Annotated in this window: 21 protein-coding genes and 2 pseudogenes; 15 read left to right on the top strand and 8 right to left on the bottom strand. The window is 47.6% G+C overall.

The window, feature by feature from the left end; translation table 11 throughout:
* Positions 1 to 13: 13 nt before the first annotated feature.
* From CWM47_RS26980 to egtD, 4 genes are all read left to right on the top strand, one after another.
* Complete coding sequence (locus tag CWM47_RS26980; RefSeq protein ID WP_100991698.1) at positions 14 to 1,675, top strand: FAD-dependent oxidoreductase; 1,662 nt, start codon at positions 14 to 16, stop codon at positions 1,673 to 1,675.
* Between the two features lie 60 nt (positions 1,676 to 1,735).
* Complete coding sequence (locus CWM47_RS26975; RefSeq protein ID WP_100994069.1) at positions 1,736 to 2,008, top strand: UBP-type zinc finger domain-containing protein; 273 nt, start codon at positions 1,736 to 1,738, stop codon at positions 2,006 to 2,008.
* Between the two features lie 75 nt (positions 2,009 to 2,083).
* Positions 2,084 to 3,292 carry an ergothioneine biosynthesis protein EgtB gene (gene egtB / locus CWM47_RS26970; RefSeq protein WP_100991696.1) on the top strand — a complete coding sequence of 403 codons (1,209 nt, stop codon included), beginning with the start codon at positions 2,084 to 2,086 and terminating at the stop codon, positions 3,290 to 3,292.
* 2 nt (positions 3,293 to 3,294) lie between these two features.
* A complete protein-coding gene (egtD, locus tag CWM47_RS26965; RefSeq protein WP_240625487.1) occupies positions 3,295 to 4,269 on the top strand; it encodes an L-histidine N(alpha)-methyltransferase in 975 nt (324 codons plus the stop codon).
* A gap of 31 nt (positions 4,270 to 4,300) precedes the next feature.
* On the opposite strand, the gene CWM47_RS26960 is transcribed toward egtD, so the two are convergent.
* Complete coding sequence (locus tag CWM47_RS26960; protein ID WP_100994068.1) at positions 4,301 to 5,833, bottom strand: SusD/RagB family nutrient-binding outer membrane lipoprotein; 1,533 nt, start codon at positions 5,831 to 5,833, stop codon at positions 4,301 to 4,303.
* Between the two features lie 22 nt (positions 5,834 to 5,855).
* A complete protein-coding gene (locus CWM47_RS26955; protein WP_100991692.1) occupies positions 5,856 to 9,041 on the bottom strand; it encodes a SusC/RagA family TonB-linked outer membrane protein in 3,186 nt (1,061 codons plus the stop codon).
* A 454-nt stretch (positions 9,042 to 9,495) separates the two neighbouring features.
* On the opposite strand from CWM47_RS26955, the gene CWM47_RS26950 reads away from it, so the two are divergent.
* From CWM47_RS26950 to CWM47_RS26920, 7 genes are all read left to right on the top strand, one after another.
* Positions 9,496 to 10,317: a phytanoyl-CoA dioxygenase family protein gene (locus tag CWM47_RS26950; RefSeq protein ID WP_100991690.1), complete on the top strand. Its 822-nt coding sequence runs from the start codon at positions 9,496 to 9,498 to the stop codon at positions 10,315 to 10,317.
* Between the two features lie 45 nt (positions 10,318 to 10,362).
* Complete coding sequence (locus tag CWM47_RS26945) at positions 10,363 to 10,986, top strand: redoxin domain-containing protein (protein WP_100991688.1); 624 nt, start codon at positions 10,363 to 10,365, stop codon at positions 10,984 to 10,986.
* Complete coding sequence (locus tag CWM47_RS26940) at positions 10,973 to 11,920, top strand: DUF1684 domain-containing protein (protein ID WP_100991686.1); 948 nt, start codon at positions 10,973 to 10,975, stop codon at positions 11,918 to 11,920. Before CWM47_RS26945 ends, CWM47_RS26940 begins: the two co-directional genes overlap by 14 nt.
* Positions 11,921 to 12,166: 246 nt before the next feature.
* Positions 12,167 to 13,345, top strand: coding sequence for a methionine aminotransferase (locus CWM47_RS26935; RefSeq protein WP_100991684.1), 1,179 nt, complete (start codon positions 12,167 to 12,169; stop codon positions 13,343 to 13,345).
* A 27-nt stretch (positions 13,346 to 13,372) separates the two neighbouring features.
* The gene (locus CWM47_RS26930) at positions 13,373 to 13,906 is read left to right on the top strand and encodes a carboxymuconolactone decarboxylase family protein (protein WP_100991682.1); all 534 of its coding nucleotides are present in this window, start codon (positions 13,373 to 13,375) and stop codon (positions 13,904 to 13,906) included.
* An 18-nt stretch (positions 13,907 to 13,924) separates the two neighbouring features.
* A complete protein-coding gene (locus tag CWM47_RS26925; RefSeq protein ID WP_100991680.1) occupies positions 13,925 to 14,728 on the top strand; it encodes a mycofactocin-coupled SDR family oxidoreductase in 804 nt (267 codons plus the stop codon).
* Positions 14,729 to 14,962: 234 nt separating this feature from the next.
* Positions 14,963 to 15,361 carry a T9SS type A sorting domain-containing protein gene (locus tag CWM47_RS26920; protein ID WP_100991678.1) on the top strand — a complete coding sequence of 133 codons (399 nt, stop codon included), beginning with the start codon at positions 14,963 to 14,965 and terminating at the stop codon, positions 15,359 to 15,361.
* 165 nt (positions 15,362 to 15,526) lie between these two features.
* Here CWM47_RS26920 and CWM47_RS26915 read toward each other — a convergent pair whose 3' ends face one another.
* From CWM47_RS26915 to CWM47_RS26905, 4 genes and pseudogenes are all read right to left on the bottom strand, one after another.
* Positions 15,527 to 16,594 (bottom strand): PLP-dependent cysteine synthase family protein, encoded by a 1,068-nt coding sequence (locus CWM47_RS26915; RefSeq protein ID WP_100991676.1) that lies wholly within the window; start codon positions 16,592 to 16,594, stop codon positions 15,527 to 15,529.
* A 141-nt stretch (positions 16,595 to 16,735) separates the two neighbouring features.
* On the bottom strand, positions 16,736 to 17,212 hold the full coding sequence (locus CWM47_RS26910) for a response regulator (protein WP_100991674.1): 477 nt from the start codon (positions 17,210 to 17,212) through the stop codon (positions 16,736 to 16,738).
* Positions 17,213 to 17,640: 428 nt separating this feature from the next.
* Positions 17,641 to 17,928 (bottom strand): annotated as a pseudogene (locus CWM47_RS38345) (transposase); the annotation flags it as partial.
* A gap of 8 nt (positions 17,929 to 17,936) precedes the next feature.
* Positions 17,937 to 18,195 (bottom strand): annotated as a pseudogene (locus tag CWM47_RS26905) (ISLre2-like element ISRsl1 family transposase); the annotation flags it as partial.
* A gap of 69 nt (positions 18,196 to 18,264) precedes the next feature.
* Here CWM47_RS26905 and CWM47_RS38965 point away from each other — a divergent pair.
* The 3 genes from CWM47_RS38965 to CWM47_RS26895 all read left to right on the top strand — a co-directional run bounded on the left by CWM47_RS38965 (position 18,265) and on the right by CWM47_RS26895 (position 19,712).
* Complete coding sequence (locus CWM47_RS38965) at positions 18,265 to 18,726, top strand: hypothetical protein (protein ID WP_100991672.1); 462 nt, start codon at positions 18,265 to 18,267, stop codon at positions 18,724 to 18,726.
* A 309-nt stretch (positions 18,727 to 19,035) separates the two neighbouring features.
* Positions 19,036 to 19,185: a hypothetical protein gene (locus CWM47_RS38340; RefSeq protein ID WP_157816068.1), complete on the top strand. Its 150-nt coding sequence runs from the start codon at positions 19,036 to 19,038 to the stop codon at positions 19,183 to 19,185.
* A complete protein-coding gene (locus CWM47_RS26895; protein WP_100991670.1) occupies positions 19,182 to 19,712 on the top strand; it encodes a hypothetical protein in 531 nt (176 codons plus the stop codon). Before CWM47_RS38340 ends, CWM47_RS26895 begins: the two co-directional genes overlap by 4 nt.
* A 118-nt stretch (positions 19,713 to 19,830) precedes the next feature.
* Here the strand turns inward: CWM47_RS26895 and CWM47_RS26890 are convergent, their stop codons facing one another.
* Entirely contained in the window at positions 19,831 to 20,814 is a 984-nt protein-coding gene (locus CWM47_RS26890) for a GlxA family transcriptional regulator (protein WP_100991668.1), read from the bottom strand.
* A gap of 166 nt (positions 20,815 to 20,980) precedes the next feature.
* Positions 20,981 to 21,469 carry a low affinity iron permease family protein gene (locus tag CWM47_RS26885; protein WP_100991666.1) on the bottom strand — a complete coding sequence of 163 codons (489 nt, stop codon included), beginning with the start codon at positions 21,467 to 21,469 and terminating at the stop codon, positions 20,981 to 20,983.
* 515 nt (positions 21,470 to 21,984) lie between these two features.
* Here CWM47_RS26885 and CWM47_RS26880 point away from each other — a divergent pair.
* Positions 21,985 to 24,981 (top strand): DEAD/DEAH box helicase, encoded by a 2,997-nt coding sequence (locus CWM47_RS26880; RefSeq protein ID WP_100991663.1) that lies wholly within the window; start codon positions 21,985 to 21,987, stop codon positions 24,979 to 24,981.
* Positions 24,982 to 25,031: the final 50 nt, after the last annotated feature.

Genomic DNA, 25,031 nt, shown 5'->3' with positions numbered 1-25,031 from the left:
CTCTTTAAACCTTATGAAACTACCAATCATCTTTTCCATCGACGACGATCAACAGGTGTTGCAGGCGATTCAGCACGATTTGCGGCAGCAATACCGAAAAAAATATCGGATTCTGTGTACGAGTTCGGCACAGGAAGCCCTCGATACCTTGCCTGAACTAAAGAAAAAAGGGGAGGAAGTTGCCCTGTTTTTGTCAGATCAGCGAATGCCGAGTATGACGGGCGTGGAGTTTCTGATGCAGGCCAAGCAGGCGTTTCCGAATGCCAAACGGGTGCTGTTAACGGCCTACTCCGACATCGACGCGGCTGTTCGGGCCATTAATGACGTGCAGCTGGATTACTACATTGCCAAACCCTGGGACCCACCCGAAGAAAAGCTATACCCCGTGCTGGACGATTTGCTGAGCGACTGGCAGTCGAATTACCGGCCCGCTTTTGAAGGTCTGAAACTGATCGGGTATCAGTTTTCGCCCCGCTCGCATGAGTTAAAGGATTTCCTGGCGGGTAATCTGTTCCCGTATCAATGGCTCGATATTGAGAATAATCCACAAGCGCAGGAGCTCCTCGATTTGCACAAATTGACCACAAGCGATCTTCCTGTGGTCATTCTTGGCGATGGTAACGCCCTCAGGCAGCCTACACTGGCCGATGTGGGCGAAAAGCTGGGCCTGCAACCCAAGGCATCCCAAGGGTTGTATGATCTGGCTATCATCGGTGCCGGACCAGCCGGATTGGCGGCAGCGGTGTATGGTGGTTCGGAAGGATTAAAAACGATCTTGATTGACAAACGTGCTCCCGGTGGTCAGGCTGGTACCAGTTCACGAATCGAAAATTACCTCGGCTTCCCCAATGGCCTTAGCGGGGCCGACCTTACCCGACGGGCCATTACCCAGGCGCAACGCTTTGGTGTGGAGTTTCTGGCTCCTCAGGAAGTAATGTCGATCAAGTCGCAGGGGCAATACAAACACATTGATCTGGGCAACGGCAGCGAAGTTATTGCGCGGTCAATTATCCTCAGTACGGGCGTGTCTTATCACCAGCTGGACAACGAAAGTCTCCAGAAATATACGGGAGCGGGTGTCTACTACGGGGCCGCAACGACCGAGGCTTTTGCCTTTAAAGGCAAGCCGGTTTATATCGTTGGGGGCGGTAATTCGGCGGGGCAGGGAGCCATGTACCTCTCCCGAACGGCATCGGAGGTTTTTATCTGCGTTCGTCGGCCCGATCTGTCCGAAACCATGTCGCAATACCTGATCGAGCAGATCGAAAAGACGCCAAATATTACGGTGCTGGGTTGTACAGAGGTGATGGAAGGACTGGGAAATGAACGTCTGGAATGTCTGGTACTGGAAGATATGAACACAAAAGAACGCCGAACCGTACAGGCGGCTGGCCTTTTTATTTTCATCGGCACCAAACCCCTGACCGATTGGATCGAGATGGACATTATAAAAGACCCCAAAGGGTTTATTGCCACGGGTCGCGACCTGGCCAAGTACGCCGATTTTAAACAGGTCTGGCGCTATGAGCGGGAGCCCTTCTCCCTTGAAACCTGTAGCGCGGGTATTTTTGCGGCTGGCGATGTTCGGGCCGGAGCCATGAACCGCGTTGCTTCAGCCGTGGGCGAAGGGGCTATGGCCGTGAGCTTTGTTCACAAATATCTGGCCGAGAGCTAACATGGGGCGGGTAAAATTCGCCATTCAATTATAATGCGGGTTTCCACCCGCTCAACTTTTATGCTTAAACCAACTCTCTGTTCTCATCTCTCCTCGCTGACGGAAGTTCGTCTGGCTGAGGAATACGTTTGCGAAGAATGCATCAAAACGGGTGATTCGTGGGTGCATTTACGAACGTGCCAGACGTGCGGCACAACACTCTGCTGCGACTCATCGCCCAATACCCATGCAACAAAGCATTCTCATGCGAGCGGACACCCGGTAGTGGCCTCAGCCGAACCGGGCGAACGCTGGTTTTGGTGTTACGTTGATGAGCAAATGGTTGGGTATTAAACAAGAACCTTAGTTTTTCGTTTTTAATACCAGAGTTGTCCATAGACTAGTGGACAACTCCTAATGACAATAAGAATGATTGCCGAACAAACGCTTACCGAACACTATTACCGCGTACGGCTTCATTCTGAGGCTATATGCCGGGGGCTCGAAACCGAAGATTATGTGGTTCAGCCCGTTGCCGATGTTAGTCCGCCGAAATGGCATTTAGGGCATACGACCTGGTTTTGGGAAAACTTTGTACTGGTTCCTAATGCGCCCCATTACCGCATTTTTCATCAGGATTTCAGCTACGTTTTCAACAGCTATTACGAAACAGTTGGAAAGCGCGTTCTGCGAACCGACCGGGGTAACCTCAGCCGTCCAACCGTAGCGGGTGTGTATGCCTACCGCGCGTATGTAGACGAGCAAATGAGTCGTTTTCTGGACACAGCCGACCTATCGCCCGAACTTCACGCACTAATTATTCTCGGCCTGAACCACGAGCAGCAACACCAGGAACTGCTCATTACCGATATCAAGTTTATTCTGGGCCACAATCCATTGCAGCCCGCCATTAAGATGCCCATTCTGGAAAATCCGTTGTCGGTTTCACGCCCGTCTTTGGTCATTCCCGAAGGAATTTACACCGTTGGTTATCAAGCAAATGAAAATCAGCAGCCTGGTTCGTTCTACTTCGATAATGAAGTGGGCGCACACAAAGTGTACCTCAACAAAACGACGCTTGCCGGAAATCTGGTTACGAATGAAGCGTATCTGGCCTTTGTGGAAGCGGGAGGCTATCAGAACTTCCGGCACTGGCTTTCTGATGGCTGGGCGTGGGTAAAAACAAATGCTGTTCAGGCACCTTTATATTGGCATCAGGTTGATGGCGAGTGGTGGAATTATACCTTCGACGGTCTGAAGCCTGTTGATCTGGATGCGCCGGTTTGCCATGTAAGCCACTACGAAGCCGATGCCTACGCACGTTGGAAAGGCCAACGCCTGCCAACCGAATTCGAGTGGGAAGTTGCCGCCGTGGACTCGGCCGCCGTGGATTCAAATCAACAACTCAATTGGGGCGCCCGGTGGGAGTGGACGAACTCTGCTTACCTGCCTTATCCCGGCTTTATTACTGCCGAAGGGGCCGTGGGTGAATACAACGGCAAATTTATGAGTAGCCAGATGGTTTTACGCGGGGCATCGGTAGCTACGTCCGAGGGTCATTCCCGACCAACGTACCGCAATTTTTTTCAACCCGACAAACGATGGCAATATACCGGAATACGTTTAGCGAATCAATAGCTTTGGAACCACAAACAGTTAGTAGTGATATTGATCCGGCATTAGTTGATGAAGTACGTACAGGCTTACAGCAAACGCCTAAACGCCTGTCGTCGCGTTTTTTTTATGATGCCGAAGGGAGCAGGATTTTTGCCGAAATCATGCGCTCCCCAGACTACTACCTGACCCGGTCTGAGTATGAAGTGCTGGATACGCACAAAGCTGATTTGCTCCGGCAGTTTATGCTCGATAATCGCCCATTCGAATTGGTGGAATTAGGTGCAGGAGATGGGCTGAAAACGAAAATTCTGATTGGACACTTCGAAGACCAGCAAGCCGATTTTACCTATGCACCCATTGATATTTCGGTGGATGCCCTTGAAGGATTAGTTGTTGATTTACGGAAGCAGTGGCCCGATTTGCAGCTTAATCCGCGGCACGATGATTACTTCAGCGCCCTTGAGCTGCTATCGAGTGAGAGCAACAGTCGGAAAGTGGTTCTCTTTCTGGGGTCTAATATTGGCAACTTCGCACCCGATGAGGCTATAGCGTTTTATCAGCAGCTCCATGACCGCCTTCAGCCGGGCGATTTGGTACTTACTGGTTTCGATTTGCAAAAGCACCCTGCCATTATTCATACGGCCTATAATGATCGTCAGGGATTGACGCGGGCGTTCAACCTGAACCTGCTCCGGCGAATAAACCGCGACCTCGACGCTAATTTCGATCTGGCTGCTTTCGATCATTACGAAACCTATAATCCCGAAAACGGTGAAGCTCGCTCGTATCTAGTGAGCCAGAAAGCGCAAACGGTAGATGTTAACGCGCTTGGTATGCAGGTGCCGTTTCAATACGGCGAAATCATTCATACCGAGATTTCCCGAAAATTCACCCGGAACCAGATCGAGGAACTCGCCCGACAAACGGGCTTTGCTATGACAGGCTGGTTCACTGATGGCAAGAGCTACTTTGCTGATGTAGTGTTTGAAAAACACTAGAGCGGGTGGCCACCCGCTCTAGTACTCTACTCTATTTATCCCACCAAACGTGAGTGTCCAGGTTGTCTGCTCCCTGCCGGGCAACAGCTTCCTGCCGGTTAGCGGTATTTACTGACTGCTCCGAATCCGGGTAGGATAAGCGATTAATGAAATTGCCTTTTATCTCTTTGCCCGGATAGGGGTTAGGCGTCAGTGTAGGAAAGCCACTCCGCCGGAAATTGGCGAATACCTCGGGGCCGTTCAGGAAAGAGGCTATCCAGTATTGCGTATTGATCAATTCAAGCCCTTTAGCCGCCACATACGGATTTTTGGTCAGGTAGGTGCTGATGTCGGCATCTGCTACCGCCGATGTCGTTCCATAATCGGCTAGCTGTTTCATGTGTGCCGTAACCCCCGCATTGTAGTAGTCGGCGGCATTGCCTGTCGTCCAGGTGCGCTGGGCTGCTTCGGCCAGTAACAGTTGTGTTTGGGCGTAAGTGACCAGATAGCAGGGCGCAAACTGACTACCCATACGAGTACGGTCTAACTGTGAGTATCCATAAAAGAACGGGATACCAAGATCGATGGTGGCGCGGGCTGGAATGGTGCCGTTGTCGTAGCCAAGGGGCATTCCGATCTGCGTAGCCGGATCACGACTGGCCAGGGTGGCCGTTTGTTCAGGACCACTTTTTGCCCCTACATATCGAACGGCAATAGAAACCAGACGAGGGTCGGAGGTTGATTTAAGATAGTCTACGAAGGTTTTCGTCAGGTAGTAGTTGGCTGCTTCGGTCGAGTTGACGGTAGCCCCTACGTTATTGGTGTAGTTGGCATTGTTACGAACCAGCGCGTTGTCGGCGTTGGAGACCATGAGCCCACCTGCAATAGCTTTCTGGACCGTCGATTGTGCCAGAGTCGCATTCACTTTCGACAGGCGCATACCCACGCGAAGCAGCAGCGAATTGCCGAATTTTTTCCATTTCGTAATGTCGCCCCCATACGTAATTTCACCGGCTTCGGTTGGCTTTGTGGCATCTAGTGCAGCTGTAGCCTCGGTCAGCTCCTTAATCAGATCATTATAAATGCTCTCCTGTGTGTCATACTTCGGCGTTACATTAGCCGAAATATAGCCTACACCCGCCTGACTGTAAGGGATATCGCCGTAGGTATCTGTCAGTACACTAAAGGTATATGCCTTCCAGATACGGGTCATGTTATACAGATTGGCCCGGTTAGCATCTGACTTGGTTTGGTTGATAACATCGACCAGATAGCGAACGACGTTCTGGTAATATTGCCGCCAGATACCCCCATTCACACCCGATGGGCCCCGGTTGTCGATATTAAAATTACCCCCGGCAACGATGCCTGAGTTCGGGGTGAACATCTGCTGAACAGTAGGCTCTTCGAAAGTTAGTATACTTCCCGGAAAGGAGGTGCCAATCATGGCATTGTTGAACGTGAAAACGGGGTTAAGCGCTGTTGCCGCCGTTGGGTTGATGTTCAATTCGTCAAACCCTTTATCGCAACTGCTCGTCGTAAAGAGCAGGGCAACCAGCGGTATATATAAAAGTGTCTTTTTCATGGAAGTAATAAAGTTGGGGCTTTTAGAATTTAACATTCAGGTTAAAGCCTATACTGCGGGTTGTAGGCAAGCCTGTTGATTCCAGACCAATCAAATTATCGGAGCTAAAACCGAACTGCTCAGGGTCCATGTTGGGTACCCACTTTTTCAGGATGGCTACGTTATTCGCTACTGCGCTCAGGCGTACACCTTTGATAAACAGATTTTTAGGCAGCACCTTCGTGAAGTCATAGCCGAGGCTGATCTGGCGAAGTTTCCATAAACCAGCGTCATAAACCACCTGTTCGCCGAGACTCTTGGAGCGCCCTACCGAATAGTAATCCTGCACAAAAGCACGCACCGCATTTACTTCGCCATTGGCGTTTACGCCAGGGCCAACCATTTTGTTATCCGCTTCTCCGCGTCCAATTAAGGTTTCCTTTTGCAGGCCATGGCGGAAAGCATTCAGGTTGGTGCCTGATATCATTTTTCCACCCAGTTTGAAGTCGATCAGGAAGGATAAACTCACCCCTTTATAATTGAAGCCATTAGTAATACCGCCTATAAAACGGGGCAGAGCTGAACCAAATGAAACCGGCGCATCGGTACGGACAGGAAGGCCATCTGTTCCGTTGATCAACTGGCCCTGCGCATCACGTTTATAACCATAGGTGTACAACTGGCCTAATTGCTGACCGACCACCTGGCGGAGTTCACCAACATAAATGCCCGTACCCACCACAATTTGCTCGCCCGGCGTATCGGTCAATAACTTTAGCAATTTGGTCTGGTTATAGGAACCATTCAGGGTTACGTCCCACGAGAAATTCTTTGTCCGAACCGGCGACATATTTAGCAAAACTTCAATACCCTGGTTGCGGCTTTGGCCACTATTTATGAGCGAGCTTGTGTAGCCAGACGCATCAGAGGATTGTTTGGCAACGATTTGGTCGCTGGTAATTTTGTTGTACACGGCTACATCCAGGCCCACCCGGTTGTTGAACAGTTTCAACTCCAGCCCTACTTCAGTTTCGGCAACCCGGCTTGGTTTCAGCGTGGCACTGGGAACCGTGTTGGAGGTAATGAACCCTACCGGCTGGCCATTGCCCGACGGGTTGGGGAATAAATTGGCATTGACGCCATAAAACAAGTTGTTCGAATAGGGGCCTACATCGCCATCACTACCCACTTCGGCATAAGCCGCCCGTAACTTACCGAAGTTCAGCCAACTGGGTAAATTATTGAAGGCTTGCGAAAAGACGAAGCTACCCGTTACCGACGGATATAAGATACTGCGGTTTGCCGGAGACAGCGTCGAGAACCAGTCGTTCCGGACGGTTCCGTTCAGAAAGAGAACGTCTTTGTAAGATATTTCGGCGGCTCCGTACAACGAGTTCACTTTACGTTCGCTCAGACTATACTGCGGATCTTTTACCCGGCCATTCTGTGGCGTGTAAAGCCCCCGAACAACAAAATCAGTTGCCAGAACACTATTCAAATCCGACCGGCGATAGAGTTGGTTGCCGCCCAAAGTCAGATCAATGCCGATGACGCCAAATTTGCGGTTGGCCCCAATCAGGAAATCGGTGTTGACTTCGCGGAATCGGCGGGCTTCCTGTACATAGGCCCCGTTAACAAAACCGGCCGGTGCTGCGGCCAGCGAAGCCTGACCCGTTGGGAAGTTATAGTCCTGATCGCGGGACCAGTAATCCTGCCCTACACGCCCCTGAACATACAACCAGTCGGTGACGTTATAGCGGGCCGAAATGTTGCCGAACAGGCGATCCCGACGGATGTTCTCAAACTTGTTGTTAAGGACGAAATAAGGGTTTGTCCGGTTCATGAACCGGGAGTAAATGAACTCATTACCTGTTGCCGGATTGATCTGATTCGCTTCCAGCACGTCGAGCGGCATAGAGTTGGCCAGCGTGTAGATAACGGTAGGCGTACTGTTATCCTGTTGAGCAATCTGGGGCGGGTTTTTGTTATACTCGTTGGAGTAGTTCATCGAACCCGTTACAGAAAGGCGCGGGGAGAGGTTGTAGCTAAACCCAAGGTTGATGGTTTTGCGGTTAAATGAGTTATTTCGGGTAATGCCCTTATTGTCCAGATTAGAAACAGAGAGGTTGAATCCTCCTTTTTCATTGCCCGACGAAACCGCAATGGAGTTGGTCATAGTCGAACCATCCCGATAAAAAGTGTTGATCCGGTTACGCACAGGAGCATAAGGCACCGTTAGCCCACCAAATAACACCTGTGTCTGACCGGCAAACTTCTCGCCAAAGCTCCACACGCCCGATGTTGGATTTGGGGCCGTGGGCCGAACGCCATATTCACCCTGCCCGTATTCATACTGGTAATCCGTGTAGTCGAGCGGGTGATCACTCGTATAGTTCATGTTATAGGTTACCCCAATTCCCTGTCCCGTACCCTTTGTTTTCGTTGTAATCAGAATAGCGCCATCTTTAGCACGGGAGCCGTACAGAGCCGCAGCAGTACCCCCTTTCAAAACGGTCATACCTTCAATATCGTCGGGGTTGATGGATGATAGTCCGTCGCCACCATCGGAGTAGTTCCGGTCGCGGCTACCAATGGAGTTATCACTGCCCGTGTTGCCGTTGTTCTGCCCAAAGTTGGTGTTATCGACCGGTACGCCATTGATAACGATCAGGGGCGAATTTTGTCCTGAGAACGACGACTGACCCCGAATACGAATCTTACTTGTTCCCGCAGCGCCCGTGCCTAAGCTGGAGATATTTACCCCGGCAATTTTGCCCTGTAGCGCATTGATAAAGTTAACCGATCGATTGGTTGTTACCTGCTCGGGGTTGACAATGGCCGTAGCATAGCCCAGGCGTTTGGCTTCTTTCTTGATACCAAGTGCGGTTACAACAACTTCGCCCAAGCTCTGCTCGGCTTCCTGAAGGGTAACGTTTAGCTGGGTCTTATTGCCAACATCCACGGTGCTGCCTGCATACCCAATGGCACTAAAGACCAGCGTTGCATTAGCCGGAACATTCAGCGTGAAGTTGCCATTACCATCGGTAGTAGTCCCTAACTGGGTATTTCTTACCAGGATATTAACGCCTGGAATGGGTTGCTGATCTTTGCCTGATGTGACCCTACCTGTTAGCCGGTGGTCCTGCGCCTGCGTTGCATGGCTAATCAGCAATATAGACCAGAGCGCCAGGAAGCAGATTTTTGCCTTTTCTCGTAAAGTGTGTTTCATTTTTGGACAGAACTTGATTTTAGATTCATATATTCAAAAAAAACAAAATATTCTTCTTTAGATTACAAATCGTTAAAGGATTATTTGGATTAGTTCTACCTACTCATTGGATTTGGGGAAATAAAAAATTTGGAATTGGTAAAATCACTATCCATCTTTGCCTATCAAACTAGGGGACTAAAGTGAAAATGGCCCATTATCTCATGAAATTAGATCAACAACAGACTATTTTGCGTCCGAACGCCCATTCTGTACCCGCCCATGTGGTTATATTGATGGGTGTGTGTTGTTGCTAAGTTTCTTCCGTTTGCCTGTGTTACACTAACCAGGAAATCTCAACACAAAAATCTTGTAAACGAATGTTTACGTTTATTTGTCAAGAATACTATACTTAATCTGTATAGTAAATAGATTTAATAATTAATCATATCAATCGACACTAGTCTTAATTTCAATGGTAGCATTATCTGGTACTCTGGTTTCTGTCCTTCCTGCTCAATCCTTGACCGCAGACGAGATCGCTTTCTTTACTAAGAACGGTTTTTTACACATCAAGAACTTTGTTGGCCGTGAGCGTGTACAACTTTTTTTGCGTGAATTGCAGCGCGTTGAAGCAAGTTGGATTACCGATAAAGTAGATAAGATCAATGGCACACCAATTAAATACGGCCGCGACGAAAACGGGCAAGTTATTGTGCAACGGTTTGCCTTCGCATCCTTATTTAGTCCGGTATTGCATGCCTTTTTGCGGGACGAAAGGTTACAGGGGTTAACTCAACTACTTCAACCATATAGCGGGCGTATTGGCGAAGAGGAGAAAGATGGGCTGGTAGTCAACCACTACGTTCGCACACCCGAAAGCTCGTTCTCACGCATGGGCTGGCATACCGATAGCCCGCGCGATTTATTTCTAGGTCAGCGTATCCAGCCGATGCTCAATGTGGGGCTACACCTAGACGACTGCCCTATGAGCAATGGCGGCCTGCGTGTGTTGCCCGGTACCCACAAACAAAACACACTGATGACGCTGTTTCGCAAACGGCAGTTCATCGACCATCGCCCCGATCCCCGCGAAGTTGGCTTTGATATTGAAGCGGGTGACCTGACTATTCACAATGGTAGCCTGTGGCATCGCGTCGAACAGTCGCCCAACCTAGGCGCTGCCAGTCGTCGGCGGGTCATGTACATTCCCTTGATTACGGGGGCGCATCAACCGAAGCATGCGGCTAGTAAAACACCCTTTTATCATCGGTTAGGGGCTAAAATTCTTCGGTAATATGCAGTTAGACTGGCTGTTATTTGCCATAAAATCCATACTATTATGACACTCGAATTTCAAAATGAATTAGGCGATATCCGCTCAGTTAGTACACAGCCTCGGGCCAAAACGACTCCGGTCAAGCCATTGCTAACCGGCGACCTGGCTCCTTTTTTCAGTATTACCGGTGCTGCTACCAATTGGCGAGCCTCTGTTTTTGGCCAGAAACTGCCCGAAGGGGCAACGTCTCTGCTCGATCTGGTGAGTGTTCGGCCATTGGTGGTTAGTTTCTATTGCCCTTGCTGGGGTCGCTACGCCCGGCCTTATCTGGAGTCGCTGGTTCGGCTGAATCAAACATTAATTGACGTTGATGCCGAATTAGTTGTGTTCTCCAACGAATCGCCTGGTATATTGAACCGGCAAGTGGGCGGGCTCGATTTTCGCGTTGCCTACGATGCCGATTCGACAGTGGCACAGCGGTTTGGGGTGTACAATGAAGATTACCCCGTTTGGGAACGTGTATCAGGCATTTCGGAAGAAGCCTTTACGCCCGCTTTGTATGTGATTGGGCAGGATCGCCGGATTTCTTACCATTTCCTCGACGAAAACTTTGACCGTACGCTTGATACTAAAGCAATTTCTGATGCTGTTGATACCCTTAACCAAGTGCATCATGCAACTTATTAATCAAACAGTTGGCCCACTAAATAGCTACTCGCGGTGTTTTTTTGGATTGTGGTTCCTGGCCATGATGGCCTCTGTTGGCTGGCGTAATGCAGACGGACCATCGTACAAAGCCCAGATGGACGAATGGCATCAGAACCGGGTAAATTCCCTGAAAAGCGAAACCGGCTGGCTGAATCTGGCTGGATTGTTCTGGCTAGACAATGGAAAAAATTCGCTGGGCCTTGGCCCTGATTTCGATGTTCCTTTCCCTGTTGCCAAGGCCCCGGCCGATCTGGGCGCGTTTTACCTGGATAAAGGAGAGGTTCGATTTTTGCCTAATACGGGTGCAACGGTCTCGGCTGCTGGAAAGCCTGTAACGGAACCGCTGGTTGTTTTCTCGCCCAATACGAAACCGACGGTGCTGGAACACGGCTCATTACGGTGGTTCATTATCAAACGGGGCGATAAATACGGTGTTCGGTTGCGTGATCTGGATAGCCCTTATCTGAAGGAGTTTCAAACCATTGATCGTTACCCGATCGACGAAAGCTGGAAACTGAAAGCCCGTCTGGAAGCGCCGACAACGCCTAGAACCATCTCCATTATTGATGTGTTGGGAATCGTTTCACAACAACCCCTGGCCGGTACGCTGATCTTTGAACGAGCCGGTAAAACCTACCGGTTAGATGCCGTTGGTGAGGGGGAAAAACTGTTCATTCTGTTTGGCGATCAGACAAACACCCACGAAACATACGGTTCGGGGCGGTTTTTGTATGCCGACAGGCCAGTAGCCGGGAGTGCATCGGCTGAGAGAAATATGGTCATTCTCGATTTCAATCAGGCTATTAATCCGCCCTGTGCGTTTACTCCGTATGCTACCTGTCCCATACCACCGAAACAGAATAAGCTGGCATTGGTTGTGAACGCTGGAGAAAAACGCTACGGCGATCATTAACTTTTTTTGCCGTTAGATGTAATCATCTGACATTACAGCAATTTATTTTCGGATGAACTCAATAGTGCTAGTTGAAAAAAGGGTTTAACCACAGAGGCACAGAGATCACAAAGAAAAGAGTCCATTTCATACTATTTCAACGCTGTAGTCTCTGTGCCTCTGTGGTTAAACCCTTTTTTCGTTTTTGCAGTGTCGGCTACTTGCCTATGATACTATGGTAAAATTTTTTTTAGCTTAATTTTAGGTATGAGTACACAAAGTAAAAGCACTAGCCTTGTGTCAAAGTTGCCAAATGTAGGCACGACGATATTTACGGTCATGTCGAAGCTGGCGACCGAAACGGGTGCCATTAATCTGTCGCAGGGGTTTCCCGGTTTCGACTGTTCGCCCGAACTGGTGTCGTTGGTTGAACACTATATGCGGAAAGGATTCAATCAATATGCGCCAATGACGGGCGTTCCGGCGTTGCGCGAAGCCCTGGCTCAGAAAACATTTACCCAGTATAATGTTGTCTACGACCCCGATACCGAAATTACCGTGACGTCGGGGGCAACTGAAGCAATTTTTGCCGCCATAACGGCCGTTATCCGCCCCAACCAGACCGCCGGACCGGACGAGGTAATTGTTTTTGAACCCGCCTACGACAGCTACGTACCCGCCATCGAACTCAACGGTGGTATCCCGGTTTTCGTGACCCTTACCCCACCTGACTATACTATAGATTGGCAGGTTGTTCGGGAAAAAATTACCGACAGAACACGAATGATTCTGGTCAATACGCCCCACAATCCCACGGGCCACGTCTGGACGGCTGACGATATGAATCAGCTAGCCGATCTAGTACGCGACCGCGATATCTGGATTGTGAGCGATGAGGTGTATGAGCACATTCTGTTCGATGGCCGAACGCACCACTCGCTCATGACGCATCCGGTTTTGCAGGAGCGCACGTTTATTATTGGCTCATTTGGGAAAACTTTTCACATTACGGGCTGGAAAATTGGTTACTGCCTGGCCCCGAGAGAGTTGAGTGCGGAGTTTCGGAAAATACACCAGTACCTGACATTCAGCACTGTTACTCCTATTCAATATGCGCTGGCCGATTACCTGAAAGAACCGGATCACTTTCGCCAGTTACCGGATTTTTATCAACGTAAGCGCGACCTGTTTCTGGCTGGTTTGGCTGGTTCCCGGTTCAAGATCAAACCCGCAGAAGGTAGTTTTTTTCAAACCGTTTCGTATGCTGACATCACCGACGAGCCCGATTACGAGCTGGCGATTCGGCTGACCAACGAGATAGGGGTGGCCTCCATTCCGGTTTCGGTATTTTACAATCAGAAGAACGATTACAAAATCCTCCGATTCTGTTTTGCTAAAGACGATGCCGTTTTGCAGGAAGCCGCCGAACGATTGAGTAAATTATAGCGCCCAAGCCTGTCTGAACCTTCAGCTATGCCACGCATTACACCCCTTCCTGCCGCCGACGAAACGCCTGAGATACAGGCTGCTTTTGCCGAACACGTTACCGACTATCCCGGTAGCCGTATTACCAATATGAAAGCCACGCTGGGCCGTTCTGTGCTGGCTTTTCAGGTTTACATGCAGTGGTATCCACTCTACGAAGAAGTAAAGAAGATTGTGGGAAATCGACAGGCGTATCTGTTTGCACACGCCATTTCGGAAGGGTCGAACTGCCCGCTTTGCACCACCTTTTTTCGCCGAATCATTATCGACAATGGCGAACGTCCAGAAGACCTTCAACTGACAGAGGAAGAGCAGACGCTCATTGACTTTGCTAGTGCTATTGCCCAGCATAAAGGCGAAATTTCGGACGAGCTATATGCACCCATCGCTGAACGATATACCGATACACAAATCGTTGTGCTGGTCGCTTTTGCCGGTCAGATGATTGCTACCAACGTGTTCAACAACGTGCTGGATGTGCCTATCGACGAGTACCTCTATCCATATTTACCCTTGACATAATAAACCCAGCCGTAACTAATGGCCGATTTACAGAACAGAGTTGCGTTTATTACGGGAGCCGCTCATGGACAGGGGCGGACTGTGGCGCTGTCTCTAGCGAAGGAGGGGGCCAACATTGTGGCCTTTGATCTGGCCAAACCGCTGGCTTATCCGGGCTATGCGCTTGGTTCCGAAAGTGAGCTGGATTCCTTAAAACGCGAAGTCGAAGCACTCGGCGCTTCGTGCCTGACCGCTCAGGGTGATGTTCGGCGGGATGCCGATATAAAACTGGCGGTTGATGCCGCCGTGGAGCAGTTCGGTCGGATTGACATACTGTTCAACAACGCGGGGATTTGTGCCTATGGGCTAGTGCACGAATTACCCGAAGAAGAATGGGATGCCATGCTCGATATTAATCTGAAAGGCGCCTGGTTGGTGGCCAAACGAGTTATTCCGGTGATGATGCAGCAAAAATCGGGCGTTATTATCAACAACTCAACCATTGCCGGGCTTCGGGGTATGAACCGTCTGAGTCATTATGCGGCCTCAAAATGGGGACTGGTCGGCCTGACGAAATCGTGGGCTATTGAACTGGCTCCGTACAACATCCGGGTAAATTCCATTCACCCAACGGGCGTAAACACCCCCATGAACGATGGGCTTGCCGAACTGGAAGGAACCACCACACAGGAAATTGCCGAACGCTCGGCGGGGAACCTGCTGCCCGTACCGTGGGTAGAGCCGGAAGATGTATCGGCAATGGTGTTATTCCTGGTATCGGATAAATCCCGGTATGTAACAGGCTCGCAGTTTGTGCTGGACGCGGGTTTGCTCACACGTTAATCTAATTTCATTAGCTACAGGTAGTCATTAACAGGGAAACTATCCCTGATGGGTCTTCTATACGCCAAACAAACCAATACCGTTCGCTCAACCATCCTCATTTTCTTGCCACTCATCCAGTCGTATGACCGTTCTGGTAGTTTGTAATGCATAGTACTGTCTGTGGCCTATATCTTTGTTTCACCAATCGGGAATAACCCGACCAGATTTTAAACTACTAAGAAACAAAATATCATGAAAACGCTTATCAAATCCCTCGCATTAGCCCTTACACTGGGTTTCGTTACATCGGTTGCTTCATTTGCTGACGTTAATCCCGGTGGTCGTCCATCGGCCATAGCCTCGTATCAATCGGGTATTTACACATCTGTAGACGGCAAACTCAACATCTGCCTTGACAAACAGATCGGCGGTCCTGTCGATGTTAGCCTGAAAGGGTCTGATGGCAAGGTGTTTTATGCCCAGCATTTGGGTAAAAAAGAAAGCAAATACCGTACCCGGCTAAATCTGGAAGAACTGCCAGATGGTGTCTATCAGGTAGAAATTACGAACGGTGTTGAAACGACCACGCACAACGTGACAATCTCGACACAAAAAGCAGAAACACCCAACCGCCTGATTGCGATCAAGTAACAGGTTCTCTTAATAAGAAAAAAGCCGCCCTTGACTAAGAAAGGGTGGCTTTTTTCTTATTAAGGCTGCTGACTCTAGTGGTTATCCTGTCCAAGTCGTAGCTTGGGTCATCAAATTATAGGCTATGAAGGCCAAGCCAGAGCTTGGCCCAGACAGTATGAATCATTAAAATACCCCCGGTCTGCCAACCAGTAAACGGCTAATAGGGCGGTAGTCGGTAAACTCAATATCAGGTGCGACGTAGCCTGGTTTGATAGGTTCTTCACGTACCAGATCGGTACTGAGGTATTTCTTGTTGCTGTCGCAGAGAATGGTCACAACACGGGCGTTGGTGCCCATTTCGCGTTGAAGGTTAATGGCGCCAATCAGGTTGGCTCCCGACGAAATGCCTACCGCAACACCCAATTGGAGGGCAAGCTTCTGCGCAATCAAGATCGAATCGCCATCGCTGGCCTGCACTACTTTATCCAACTCATCCAGCTTTAAAATATCGGGGATGAACTCATCGAAAAATCCTTGAATACGGTGTGTCCCCGTTTTGTAGCCTACCGACAGCGTGGGTGATTCGGCGGGTTCGAGGGGGTGAATACGAATATCGGGCTTGCGGGATTTGAGATAACGCCCTACACCCATAACCGTGCCGCCAGTGCCGACGCCAGCCACAAAGGCATCGGGTGTAACATCCACGCCCTGGAGTTGCAGCCAGATTTCTTTGCCTGTCGTTAAGCGGTGGGCTTCTGAATTGTATTTATTCGCGAACTGACGGGGTAAAAACACATTCGGATCGTTGGCGGCCAACTCCTCCGAACGCCGAATGGCACCCATAAAACCACCCTCTTCTTTCGTGAACAGTACAATATCGGCCCCCAGACTACGAATAATATCGATACGTTCCTGGCTAATACCGGCCGGCATAATAATCGTTACAGGATGCCCCAGGGCTCGGCCCACTGCAGAGAAAGCGATGCCCGAACTACCGCTGGTGGCTTCCACAATACGGTCGCCGGGTTTAATATTCCCCTCTCTATATGCCTGGTGCAGCACATGGAGCGCCATCCGGTCTTTCATGCTGCCAGTCAGGTTATAATGCTCACATTTAACATAGAGCGAGCGAGGCTGTCCCTGATCGGTATAGAATAATTCCAGCATGGGCGTGTTGCCTACCAGGTGCCAGAGGTGTTCAAATTTTTCCTGTATAGCGGGTGTTAGTGCCGTTTCTGGTGACGAAGTCATGGTTATATAAAAAAATTACCCGCAAAGTGAGTAAATCTTTGCGGGTAAAGAAAATGAAATAGGAATATATACGTCTGACTTAGTTGGAATAGTTATAATGAGTTTCCCTAATTCAGGTACTATTAACCATTTTATGTATTTTTAATTGACTTCTTTGGATATTATCGGCAGGATTGCCAGTTCCCACCAGTATCGACGAAGGGTATAGAAACAGGCGAGCCATTTATGATTAACCGTTGGCTTTGTTATATAGGCGGCTACACTAAAACTGTATGATTTTACAATATCTACCTGTTCTTGCGAATGGCTTAAAATTATAACTGGTATATGCTGGTATTGTGGATGAGATTTGATTGACTTTAACAAAGCCCAACCGTCTTCCTGACTCGGTAAATAGGGTTCTAGTAAAATCATCCTTGGTAACTTACAATCATCAGATGCATATTTGTCCAGATAAGTTAAGGTTTGGGAGGCATGGTTCATCCAGATCGGCTCTACCTCAGGAAATCCCTGTGCCAGCGCAGAACGAATAATAAGCCATTGATCCGCGTTATTTTCGACGACTAAGATCGGGGTCCGGTTTTCCTTTCGACGTTTAGGAGTAATAGTTGAAGCCATGTATTCGTAGTTATTAAATCATTTATTAATTGATATGTATGAGGCCATCAGTAGACCAGTAAGCTTATGATGCACCTGCTTAGTAGATCTTTTTTTATAAGACAGGCAAAGAGAACGCTGATTAAATTATCTTTTCGATGTACAACATAAACTATGCTGTACAGTCTTAATGAGCGGATCGTAAACTAATTGATCAATAGGCAGGTATTTTGGCGTTGGTCCATTTAGATGTAATCTGGTCTGGTGGCAACACCTTTATTAGCAAGTGATATGAGTGTAATAAATTTTGTTGATAGTTCTACTTCAGTAAATGATAATGTGCCTAAACGATTTATAAGTACCAGGCCATGTAAAACGCTGCTGCCCGGGTTCTAAAAAATGAATTTATTTAAGAAATAAATTAGTTGGACAAAAATACTTAACTGATGTTACGCCAACTCCATTGTTGGCTTTTGGCTAAGTTGATTTTTCAGGCTGTTTAATTCGGCAAAAGCCGCTTGCATGGCTTTGAGATATAACCGCCCTTTCAAGGCAAAGTGATTGGTGGCAGATCTCAGCCGCAAACGCTCTAACTTGACGTAGGCGCAGATACTGGCAAACAGATGGTTAGCTTGAGTACGGTGGGTGCGCGTAGGAGATTTCTCCAGCGACGCATTCTGTTTGAGTGATTTGTGGTACTCCTCGATGCCCCACCGTTTTTGGTAAGTTGTCAGGAGTCTAGCTAGCTAGTGCCAAATCCGTTGGGGTGTTGGCTAAATAATTCACTGTTAGCAATTTGTATCTGTCCGTAACGCGTTGTCATCTTTTTTTTTACGTCGGTCAGTTGGCACATCACTCAGGCTTTTTTCCAAGACTTGCCGACCCAATTCCTGCCAAATTTCATCGAACGACTTTTCATAGTCGTAGAAAGTTGGCTTGCTTTTAAGTTGTTGCAGGTCTTGATATTTTTGGCGGGCCAAGGCTATGTATTCATCTTCAGTCATGCCCTAAGCTAACGACATCAGGCGACAATTTGAAATGCACCCTTTTATAAAGGGTGTTCACCAACGCAAATGTTTTTCACGCCCGTAGAATACCAATTAATTGATAATTTACTTGAGCAGTCAAAAAGAGGAGGTATAAGATTTTACTTAAACGAATTTGATAAAGTTCCAGAGGAGTTTTTGAGCTATACAGGTGAGAGGAAACTATTCTATTTACTTGAAATCAAATTGAGTGCGAGATGGACTTATCAATATTTAGATAGCTTAATATACTTAGATGGAGACTATGGTGGGAGTTACCCTAAAGACTCCTTTGGATGTACCCTATCCTCAGAGCAATTGTCTTACTTGTGTAGAATATTAAAACGGGTTGGTTTTATTTCTAAGGACGTTAATTCGTTTGACCTTTTGAACTACATGACTGGAAGAATAGCCAGCTTAAGTCCTTTTGAGTGGAAATGTGGGACTGCAAAAGTAGCTTATTTTTTTCATCGTCTTCTCTTGGGAAAGTACATAATGAATAAGAACTAGTGTATCGTCATGAGTAAGTATAGAAATACGATTACCAAACAGGGGAATAGGCTTAGTTATACTAATTTAACAAGTTCGCTCTACAATATAAAGTCTGGGAAGTGCAAGTTGAAGGACAAGGACAAAGTAGACGACATCTTGAAAAAGTTAAAATTTTATGGTGATAGATACTCCAAAAAACATTGAAACTGTGGTACCCAAATTTCATATCCAATTTCTTTTGTTTAATTTCTTTGCTCTCGTTATAACATTTATTAGTTAACCGGGCTTGCAAGTCCATTTTTTCAAACGTTTAAACCGTTTAAAGAAGTGGAAAAAAACACAATGAGCGGGGCTGATCTCAGCCAGCAATTACAGGAGCACGGGCAGCAATTGGCCCGAAAGGATCGACTGTCGGCCGTTATCTTTGATAAGCAACAGCCTGGGACGAAGGGGCAAAGAGGAGGTGAGGAGCAATGATAACGGCCTATTATCGCTTTGAGAGTTTATCGCAAACAGTACGAAATGCCTATAAGATAAACAGTCCAAGCCGTATTGATTGTGTGGCTGTCTGGAATCCAAAAGGGTATAGCGGCCTGAACGTTTACCGGAGCCCAAAAGGGATGCTCTTCTTCTATTTTGTCGAATCCCGTGATCTAGTGAAAACCGGCGATCTGCGACGAGCATCTTACGCATTGAGTAATGGAAAACAGAACCTGACCAGTCTTTACTTTGATCGGTCTGGCTCTAAACAGTATCGTTATGGCTTTCCCAATGGCAAATTAGTTCTGTATGATGGATCGCCGAACCCCGCACTACCTTACCGCCATGATGCTTACTTGTTTATCTGTGATTGGAAGCGTCAGGTAATTGAGCTACTGGTAATTCAGGATGGGAAACCGTTTATTGATTCACTCTACCACGACTTGGTAAACGGAAAATATGAAAAGCAGTTACGGCGCATACGAATGGACGCAGGGCCTTACTTTCTTTACAATAGTTTGTAATGCAGAATACATTCGATTACTATATGGGAGCGAATGAGCAGGGGTTCCTGCTCATTCGCAACTCTTCGTAGTTCAATCAGAAACTGTAACAGAGAGTCAATAAAAACAACAAAACCACCTAAACAAATACCCCCTCATTATTGTATTTATTCCGATAATTGATAGGCGTCATTCCAGTGGTTTTCTTGAAAATAATTCGGAAAGCTTTTGTATCTGAATAGCCTACGTTATACATCACTTCATTTATATTTTTTCGGCTCGTTTCCAGTTCTTTTTTTGCGGCTTCTATTTTCACACGCTGGATGTATTCGGTAACGGTATTGCAGGTCGCTTTTTTGAATCGGCGCTCAAGGCTCCGGCGGCCGAGTGCCAGCATATCGGCGAGTTGATCGACCGTAATTTTAGCCTGAAAATTAGATTCAATAAAAGCCTGTGCTTTTCGTATGGGCTCATCTTCATGCCCCTTTTGGCCCTGAAAAATAATAAAAGGCGATTGACTGGTGCGGTCTATATCAATCATAAACGCCTTGGCCGTTAAGATCGCCATATCGCGGCCAGCGTATTTTTCGATCAGGTAAACAAGTAGATTTAAATACGAATAAGCGCCACCACTGGTGTAAATGCCGTCTTCTTCGGTCATGATCTTATCATCCACCAGATTTACATCCGGGAACATGGCCCTAAACTCATTGGCAAGTTTCCAATGGGTAGCGCACTGTTTGCCGGTTAGCAAACCAGTCGAGGCCAGGAAGAAAGCACCTACGCAAAAGCTGGCTATTTCGGCACCCTGTTTCCGCTGATGTATGATCCAGGGTATGAATTCTCTATTTCGTTCCAGCGCTTTTATTGGATCACCATGCAGAGCCGGTATAATAATCAGATTTGTCTTTTTTATATCCTCTATTAGTCGATCTGGCTTTACGGTAAATAAACCATTTCGTTGTTTAGTTTCTTCAGAAATTCCAATCAACTGAACGGTGAATAAAGGAGGCTTCCCCATACTACTTAGAGAGGAATTTACTTCGGAAAGTATTTGATGGGCGCCCTCAATATTTGTCAAACTGGTGTGCCCTTCCGGAACTAATATAGATATATGCTTCATAGATTAAAAATAACCAAAATTAAGGATATAAACAATCTATAAATACATAGAATTTATCTAATTTAAATACGAAATTAAGTGTTTATCCTGACATGACTAAAAACGAATTGCCAACCAAAAATTTACGATTTAAGGCCTGTTTCAACGCATTTATTAACGGCAATTTTTACAGTGTATGACCAGTGCCCATTTCGTCCTCTAACTTTTCGGCGGTGTCTTTTATGGCTTCTTCTACAGAGTGCGATTGCCGCAGATCGGATGCCTGCCGGGTTAACTCGGCCATCATCTTATAATGGTCCTGCAAGACCTTCAATTCATCTTCGGTCAGGTTCTCTACCGATACCAGCCGGTTACTGGCTCCCTTTGTGGCTGCTATCAATTCGTTCAATTTAAGTTGCACCGACATCGAATCTTTATTTTGCGCTTTTTGAATCAGGAATACCATCAGAAACGTCACAATGGTGGTGCCGGTATTGATAACCAGTTGCCAATTTTCGGAATAATGAAACAGCGGGCCCGTTACTGCCCAGATGATTACGGTGAAAAAAGCGATGATAAAAGCGGCCGAGCTACCGGTTGCCTGCGTTACGGTCGAGGCAAAGCGCTCAAAATAGCCCTTGTTAGCTGGCGACGCAACAGATCCTTTCCTTTCCATACGTATATGAGTAAATTAGTTTTAGGAGTAACTAACACCTATCGATAAAGTTGCTTAAAGCACAAGTAAGCTCATTTATAAACTACTGATAATTAATACCTTACTTACTTATTAGGCTATCTATTTAAACAGAATTTAATTTAATTCTCCTACTATACTACCCATTTTTACCTAACCCTAACAAAATCGTTTCCCCTTGCGCTGATTGTTCATTTTTCAGATCCTTGCCCGGTATATCGTTAACTGTGTCAAGCATTTTCATCGTGGCTGAGCGATGGATTTTACCATTTACTGATTTTGTCAGATTCTCTCTTGTACATTTTATATTGATTCGTATATTTGACACCTTTGACAAATGTGATTATCTGGTAAAATGTTCATAATGAGCAAGTTTGCCTGAGTTTTTCGCATCTGCCAACAGGCTTATCCACGCAGTTTCTCCTGGAGAATTGTTCACCTTTTTCCTGCGTTCGTCTCGTCCTCAATGGGATCGGGAAAGAACAGTATTGTTTATCATGAAAGTATCGCCTTTGCAGCCGTTTCAAATCGTTTATTCATTACTGAATCACGAGTTTCTGGGCTATCTTATTGAGGCTTTTGTGGTGCAACGCAATAGCCGGGGCGAACTGACTCTGCAAAATCAGACCCTTTCTGCGCAAAATGTTAATGAATTTGCCAAAGGATTAGATGAACGGGATTTCGATCTGGTGAAACTGATCGACACCATACAGCAGGACTTTATTGTTAAGAAGTTCAACACCAAAAAGTTACCTGCGGTCGATTTCTTCCTGAAAATTTATGATCCTCAAAAGGGCGACAAGCTTATTCAGGAAACGATTGGTGGTCACCTGGAAACGGTAAAGGCCAAGATCATGGCCCTGTTACCCGGCAGGCCTTTCTATATCATGGGCAATGATGGTAATCCCGCCTGGGAGCCGATCAACTGGATGCCCGAACCGGCACGTGTGCATTTTCACTTCGTTCGCAATGCCGATTCAACGCACTATTTTCCCATTATCCGCTATCCTATAGCACCACGAGAGAATGGGGCGAAGGATGGACAAAGCAGCGAAACGGAGCGGGTCGAGTTTCAATTTAAAGATGCGCTGATGATTTGCGATGAGCCCGCCTATCTGATGGTTGGTAACCGGCTTTATCACTTCAGCAAAAATGTAGATGGGAAAAAGCTTCGTCCGTTTTTCTCGAAGAACCACATCGTTATTCCCCGAAACATTGAGCAGCAATACTACGAGCGATTTGTAACGCCCCTTATCGCTTCGTATGACGTATATGCCAAGGGTTTCGAAATCAGGACCGAGGCAATGGAGCCGGTGCCGGTATTAACGGTTTCTGAAATGGTGCAATCGAGTCGATCCGTTACGGTGCCCATGTTTGCGGGGGGGGCAGATGATAGCGATGAGGTGGCAAACCAGCGCATTGTGTTTGATCTGTCGTTTCAGTATGGCGACTTTACGTTTCGGTTCGATAGCTTCGGCGCGTCGGCTAACGTGAGTCTGGAAAAGAAAAACGACGAATACATATTCCATAAAATTCGGCGGGATCAGCGTTTGGAGCGGAATAAACTTACATTTCTGCATGACACGGGTCTCGATTTACGCCACGGCAGACTGGCTATTTCGAAGGCCGAAGCCTTTACGTGGTTGTCGAATAATAATGGACAGCTCAAGGAGGCCGGGTTTCTGCTTCGGCAGGATGCACAGGATACAAAACGCTATTTTCTGGGCTATTCGAGCATTAAACTGTCTATCGAAGAGGGCCGCGACTGGTTCGATATTTATGCCAACGTCCTTTTCGGGGAGTTCGAAATTCCCTTCCTGAAACTGCGGACGCTCATTCTGAATAAAAAACACGAGTTCACACTCCCCAACGGCGAGATTGCCGTTATTCCTGAGGCCTGGTTTACGAAATATTCCGAATTATTCGGTTTTCTGGAACATGCCGATGGAATTGATGGCGATGGGCGCCTGGTGCTGCAGAAGTACCACCTAGCGCTGGTGCAGGAACTGGAGCGCGACAACCTGGCTACGACCATCATCAGCCGCAAGCTCGAACGTCTGCGCAACTTTGAGGAGATTGAGCCGTTCCCGTTACCCAAAGGGTTTACAGGTAACCTGCGCCCTTACCAACAGGCAGGATACGACTGGATGAATTTCCTGCGGCAGTATAATTTCGGGGGTTGCCTGGCCGACGATATGGGCCTTGGCAAGACGGTTATGACCCTGGCCATGCTGCAAGGGCAAAAGGAAGCGGGCGCTGCCGAACCGAGTTTGCTGGTCATGCCAACGTCGCTACTATACAACTGGGAACTGGAAGCCAAAAAGTTTACGCCCGAACTGCGGGTAATGGTGTACACAGGCACGTACCGCGATAAAAACACGGCTCAGTTTAATGACTATGATTTGATACTGACCTCCTACGGGATTGTCAGGATAGATATTGATCTGCTAAGCGATTATCGGTTCAACTACGTCATTCTCGATGAGTCGCAGGCTATTAAAAACCCATCATCGCATATTACAAAGGCGGTCATGTTGCTCAATACCACCTATCGGCTCATTCTGACGGGTACTCCGCTAGAAAACAGCACGATGGATCTTTGGTCGCAGATGTCGTTCATCAATCCGGGCTTGCTGGGTAGTCAATCGTTCTTTCGCAATGAATTTCAGATACCCATAGAAAAGAAGCACGACGAAGCGAAAACCGGGAAGCTGTATGGGCTGATAAAACCGTTTATGCTTCGGCGCAACAAGGCGCAGGTGGCTACAGATCTGCCCCCTAAAGTGGAAAGTGTGCTCTATTGCGACATGACGCCCGATCAATCGACGCAATACGAAGAAGCCAAATCATACTTCCGGAACCTGATTCTGGAACGCATTGAGGAAGAAGGCATCGCCAAATCGCAGATGATTGTTTTACAGGGGTTGACCAAACTGCGGCAAATTGCCAATCACCCGCGTATGGTCGATGCCGATTATGAGGGCGATTCGGGTAAACTGGACGATATGCTGATGCGGCTGGAAAGCGCCATGACCGAAAACCACAAAGTCTTGGTATTCAGTCAGTTTATTAAGCATTTAAGCGTTGTTCAGCACTATTTGAAAGAGAAGAATATCAAATATGCCTATCTGGATGGGTCGACGGTAGACCGCCGAAGCCAGGTAGAGTTGTTTCAGACCGATGATTCCGTAAAGTTATTTCTGATTTCGCTCAAGGCGGGTGGTTTGGGTCATAACCTGACCGCTGCCGACTACGTGTTTATTCTTGACCCGTGGTGGAATCCCGCCATTGAGGCCCAGGCCGTAGACCGGGCGCACCGGATCGGGCAGTTAAAAACCGTATTTACGTACAAATTCATCGCCAAGAACACGGTCGAAGAGAAAATTCTGTCATTACAGCGAGCCAAACAGCAACTCGCGGGAAGCCTGATTACGACAGAAGAAAACTTCATGAAATCGCTGACGAAGGAGGATATTATGGTACTTCTGGAGTAGACGGTCAGAAGGAAATCAACTATTTCAGGGAGGATTTTGGTTGGCGTTAG

This window comes from Spirosoma pollinicola (genome assembly GCF_002831565.1).
Classification (GTDB): domain Bacteria; phylum Bacteroidota; class Bacteroidia; order Cytophagales; family Spirosomataceae; genus Spirosoma; species Spirosoma pollinicola.
Note: the sequence above shows the minus strand (reverse complement) of the source record. Positions and strands in the feature narration are given on the sequence as shown.